The 516-nt window shown below is 59.3% G+C and carries 1 rRNA gene; it reads left to right on the top strand.

The window, feature by feature from the left end:
- A 16S ribosomal RNA gene (locus KBX26_RS31990) occupies positions 1-87 on the top strand; the annotation flags it as partial.
- Positions 88-516: the final 429 nt, after the last annotated feature.

Genomic DNA, 516 nt, shown 5'->3' with positions numbered 1-516 from the left:
AGGGAGCCGTCGAAGGTGGGGCTGGCGATTGGGACGAAGTCGTAACAAGGTAGCCGTACCGGAAGGTGCGGCTGGATCACCTCCTTTCTAAGGAGCACCTTCCGACGAAAGTCGGTAAGGAGCCCGCACTGCCCGACTGTGGTGGTGGGGTGCTCAGATGGCGGAGACACTGGCAAGTTTTCCCTCGGCAACGGCCGGGTTCCTTCTAGTACAGCCACTCTTGGGTGGTGGGAACGAAGTCCCTGGTGCGGCTGAGGAAGAATGTAAGCACCCTGTTGGGTCCTGAAAGAACAACCGGTGGTTGTTGTTTCAGAGACGTGGCCGGCCTCCTGTGTGGGGGCTGGCAGTCTGCCAGGCATGGCCTGGCCCCACATACCGCCAACTGTTGATGTTGGGTTTGGTGTGGGGCGGATCGGGTTGTGGGTTGGTCGTTTGTTGAGAATTGCACAGTGGACGCGAGCATCTTTGTGGTCAAGTTGTCAAGGGCGAACGGTGAATGCCTTGGCACCAGGAGCC

The sequence above is a fragment of the Micromonospora sp. C97 genome (assembly GCF_018070385.1).
GTDB lineage: Bacteria > Actinomycetota > Actinomycetes > Mycobacteriales > Micromonosporaceae > Micromonospora > Micromonospora parva.
This window is presented reverse-complemented; position numbering and strand designations above follow the sequence as displayed.